This is a genomic window from Lentzea miocenica (genome assembly GCF_033949945.1).
Taxonomy (GTDB): Bacteria; Actinomycetota; Actinomycetes; order Mycobacteriales; family Pseudonocardiaceae; genus Lentzea; species Lentzea miocenica.
In genome coordinates this window covers 1-4,366 of the sequence record NZ_JAXAVW010000081.1, presented here as the reverse complement: position 1 = coordinate 4,366, position 4,366 = coordinate 1, and the positions used below count along the sequence as shown (strand labels likewise).

Genomic DNA, 4,366 nt, shown 5'->3' with positions numbered 1-4,366 from the left:
AACGTCCGGTCGTTGCCGAAGTGGTCGTCGAGGATCACCGAGATCGTTCTCGGCGCCTCGACCACCGCCAGGTGCGCCGCGTCCGCCACGATGTAGAGCTCCGAGTCCGGCAGGTCGTCCGCGATGTGCCGCGCGAACTCCGTCGGCGTCGCGTGGTCCTGCGCCGCCGCGATCACCACGGTCGGCGCGTCGATCTTCGGCAGGTCCGGCCGCAGGTCCATGTCCCTGATCGCTTCAGCGCAGGCGATGTACGACGCCACGTCGACCTCGAGCAGTTCCGCGCGGAACCGCGCCACCTCGGCCGGCGGGAACGCGGGCGTGAACCAGCGCGAGACGATCGTGTCCGCGAGGGGCTCCATCCCTCCGGAGCGCAACGCGGTGATCCTTTCGTCCCAACCGGACTTGTCCGGGTACCACGCCGTCGTGCAGATCAGCGCCAGCCGGGAGATCCGGTCGGTGTGCGCGGCGAGCCACATGCCGACCATGCCGCCGAGCGACACGCCGCAGTAGTACACCTGGCGCAGTCCCAAGTGGTCCAACAGCTCCACGACGTCCGACGCGAGCGTCTCGATCGTGCACGGACCGGGAACCGGCGCACTGGAGCCGTGGCCGCGGTGGTCGAAGCGCAACAGCCGGAACGGGAGCGAGAAGTCGCGCCACAGCCCGGTCGTCGTGCCGAGTGCGTTGCCGAGCACCAGCACCGGCGCGTCGTCCGGACCGGTCAGCGTGTGATGCGGGATCACCGGGGGCCACCTCCCTCACTGCGACTGTGCGAGTGTGCAGGGAGGTTTCCCCGGACGCACCCCGAATCCACACGGGACGACGCCGGTCCGGCTCCGCCGGAAGCGTGATGAGACGCGGGAGGCTTCCCGTTCGTCGACAACCACCGGCCTGGCCCCCGCCGAAACACTGTTACGGGTAGCAGAATGAAGGCTTGCCGCAGCCACCGACCTTCGGGAAGCCGATGAACTCCGTTGCTCCGTTCGCGCACGAGGCCCTGTTCTACCGGGGCGAGGACGACTTCCTCGCCGGTACGGCCAGATTCGTGGCGGACGGCGTCGACAGCGGCGAGCCCGTGCTGGTCGCGGTGCCGGAGCCGAGCATCGCCCTGCTGCGCGGACAGCTGGGTGGCAGGGCCGACCAGGTGCACTTCATCAACATGACCGAGGCCGGCCGCAACCCCGGCCGGATCATCCCCGGCGTGCTGATGGCGTTCAGCGCGAGCGCCCCGCAGAGCCGGGTCCGCATGGTCGGCGAACCGGTGTGGCCGGGCCGCACCGAGCTCGAGTACCCGGCGTGCGTGCAGCATGAGGCGTTGATCAACACGGCGTTCGAGGGTCGCCACGGCACGTTGCTGTGCCCCTACGACGCCGGCGCGCTGCCGGAGCACGTGCTGGAGGACGCCCGGCGCACCCACCCGGTCGTGATCGACGGCTCCAGACGGGTCGCGAGCGCGTGGTACACCGACCCGGCCGGGCTGGCCGACGTCTACAACGTGCCGTTACCGCCGCCGCCCGCGTCGGCGGAGGAGCACAACTTCTCGGTCGGCACGCTCGCGCACATGCGCAAGCTCGTGTCGGCGTACGCGACGTGGTTGCGGCGTGAGCAGATCGAGGATCTGGTGCTCGCGGTGAACGAGCTCGCGACGAACAGCATCCTGCACGCGTCCGGCCGCGGGAAGCTGCGGATGTGGCGTGAGGGCGACACCGTCGTGTGTGAGGTGAGCGACTCGGGCAGGGGTTTCCCGCCGGCGTTCACCGGTCTGTCCGGCTTCGGGATCGTGATGGTGAACCTGTTGTGTGACCTGGTTCGCACCCACACGAGTCACAGCGGTACCACCGTTCGAGTGTACTTGGGCCGGTAGAGAGTCAGCGCCATCTCATAGAAATGCGCACGACACGCGGACCTGGTTGCCTGACACACCTATGACAGAGCAACTCTCCCCCCTCGACATCGCTTTCCTCGCCATGGAGGGCAACAACAATCCGTTGCACCTCGGCGCGATCGCGACCTTCGCACCCTCCACTCCGGTGCATCCGGCCCGCATCGCCGCCGTGCTGTGCGAACGGGCGCAGGAGATCCCACGCCTGCGCCAGCGTGCTCGCACCTCGTGGCTGGGCGGTGCGCGCTGGGTGGAGGACCCCGGTTTCGCGCCGGAAGACCACGTCTTCACGCACCACGTGCGCGGCCGGGAACGGTTCGCCACTTTGGTCTCCCACCTCATGGCACAGCCGCTCGACCTCGCGCGCCCGCCGTGGGAGCTGCACGTCATCACCGGCCTCGCGGGCGGACGGTTCGCGGTCGTCGCCAAGCTGCACCACTCGCTGTGCGACGGCATGAAGGCCGTCGGCCTGGGAATTCAGCTGTTCGACCCCTCGCGGCTGTCCATTCCGGACGCTCCGGAACCGGTCTCGCGCTCGATCATCCCGTCGATCCCGTCGTTGCAGGGGATCAGGGACACGATCGACATCGCCTCGTCGGTGCTGATGAACACCCGCCCGCCGACGCTGAACTCGCCGGTGCTCACCCAGTCCACCCGGCCACGCCGCGTGGTGATGTCGCGACTGGATCTCGCGGACGTGCACCGAATCCGGCGCGCACACGGCGGCACGGTGAACGACGTGCTGCTCGCGCTCGTCACAGGCGCGTTGCGGCACTGGCTTTCCGCGCACGACAGCGCGGGACCCTCCTCGGTCGTCCGCGCGCTGATCCCGGTTAACCAGCGCTCACGCTCCGGCGACGCGGCGTCGGGCAACCAGATCTCCGGCTTCCTCGTCGCGTTGCCCGTCGGCGAGCCGGACCCGGTGCGACGGCTGCGCGACATCCGCGAGCAGATGGAGACGGCGAAGGCGGCCGGACCCGACCGCGGCGCCGGAGCGTTGCCGAAGCTCGCGGACAAGGTGCCGCCACTGGTGCACCGCCTGGCCGCGCCCGTGGCCTCCCGCTGCGCTCCCCTGCTGTTCGACACGCTGGTCACGTCGGTCCCGCTGCCGTCGGTGCCCCTGTCGCTGGACGGCGCCGCGCTGTGCGAGATGTACCCGGTCGCTCCCGTCGCGCCCGGCCACGCGGTGGGCGTCGCACTGTCGGTCTACCGGTCCTCCGTGCACGTCTGCCTGAACACGAACCAGTCGTGGATGTCCGACGCGCAGTGGCTCGACGGCGTGCTGCGGCGCGAGGTGGCGTCCCTTCAGGACACGCGCGAGCTGGTGGGTTTGCCGAGGTAGAGCCATGGGAAAACCTGGCAGCATGAGCAACACCCTGGTCCTCGACGTCGACGGCACCCTCGTCGACACCAACTACCACCACACGGTGGCATGGCTGCGTGCCTTCCGCGGCGTCGACATCACCGTGCCCGCCTGGCGCGTGCACCGCGCGATCGGCATGGGCGGCGACAAACTGGTGGCCGCCGTGGCCGGCGACAAGGTGGAGCAGGACCACGGCGACGCACTGCGCACCGCCTGGGAGCGGCACTTCGACACCATGATCGACGAGATCCAGCCCCTCGAGGGCGCGCACCGCCTGGTCCGCGCCGCGACCGAACTGGGGCTGTCCGTCGTGCTCGCCAGCTCCGGCAAGCGCAAGCACGTCGAGCACTACCTGAAGCTCCTCGATCCGGGCGACATCGCGTGGACGTCGTCCGACGACGTCGAGGACAGCAAGCCGGCGCCGGACCTGGTCGAGGTGGCGCTGCGGTCGGTGAAGAGCTCCCGCGCGGTCGTCGTGGGCGACTCGGTGTGGGACTGCGAGGCCGCCGGACGGGCCGGGCTGCCGTCGATCGGGCTGCTGACCGGCGGGTTCGGCGAGGACGAGCTGGTCGACCGCGGTGCGTCGGCGGTGTACGCGGACCTGGACTCGCTGCGGGCGGAGCTGTCCGACCTGCCGTTCGCCGAGGTCGTCGAGCCCAACGCCTGAGAAAAGCCGTTGGATCGCCGGCCGCATCGCCTCATACGGTGACGCGGTGAACGATCACTCCGAGACACCTGTCGCACCCATCGAGCCTTTCGAACCGCCCTACTACGTGGCTGTCTTCACCACGGTGCGGACCCAGGAGCAGCACGGCTACAGCGAGACCAACGCGCGCATGGAAGAGCTGGTGAAGGACGTCCCCGGCTATCTGGGGATGGACCACGCGCAGACTCCCGGCGGGCTGGGCATCACCGTCGGGTACTTCCGCGACGCCGACGCCCTCACGCAGTGGCGGTCCAACACCGAACACCGCACGGCGCAGCAGCGCGGGCGGGACGAGTGGTACGAGAGCTACACGCTGCACGTGGCGAAAGTCGAGCGGAGCCACGGCTTCACGCGCAGGCCCTAGTAGTGCTTTGTTAGGTTTCGGCGTGTCGTGGGGATGCCGGGCAGGCTGGGT

General features: G+C 69.6%; 5 protein-coding genes. 4 read left to right on the top strand and 1 reads right to left on the bottom strand.

What is annotated here, in order from left to right; genetic code table 11:
• On the bottom strand, window positions 1–743 hold a 743-nt coding region (locus SK803_RS46250; protein ID WP_319972628.1), incomplete at its 3' end, for an alpha/beta fold hydrolase.
• A 191-nt stretch (window positions 744–934) separates the two neighbouring features.
• On the opposite strand from SK803_RS46250, the gene SK803_RS46245 reads away from it, so the two are divergent.
• The 4 genes from SK803_RS46245 (at window position 935) to SK803_RS46230 (ending at window position 4,315) form a co-directional block, all read left to right on the top strand.
• Window positions 935–1,864, top strand: a complete 930-nt coding sequence (locus tag SK803_RS46245; RefSeq protein WP_319972627.1) for an anti-sigma factor RsbA family regulatory protein — start codon at window positions 935–937, stop codon at window positions 1,862–1,864.
• 61 nt (window positions 1,865–1,925) lie between these two features.
• Entirely contained in the window at window positions 1,926–3,224 is a 1,299-nt protein-coding gene (locus SK803_RS46240) for a wax ester/triacylglycerol synthase family O-acyltransferase (RefSeq protein ID WP_319972626.1), read from the top strand.
• A 22-nt stretch (window positions 3,225–3,246) separates the two neighbouring features.
• Window positions 3,247–3,912, top strand: a complete 666-nt coding sequence (locus SK803_RS46235; RefSeq protein ID WP_319972625.1) for an HAD family hydrolase — start codon at window positions 3,247–3,249, stop codon at window positions 3,910–3,912.
• A 46-nt stretch (window positions 3,913–3,958) separates the two neighbouring features.
• Entirely contained in the window at window positions 3,959–4,315 is a 357-nt protein-coding gene (locus SK803_RS46230; protein ID WP_319972624.1) for an antibiotic biosynthesis monooxygenase family protein, read from the top strand.
• Window positions 4,316–4,366: the final 51 nt, after the last annotated feature.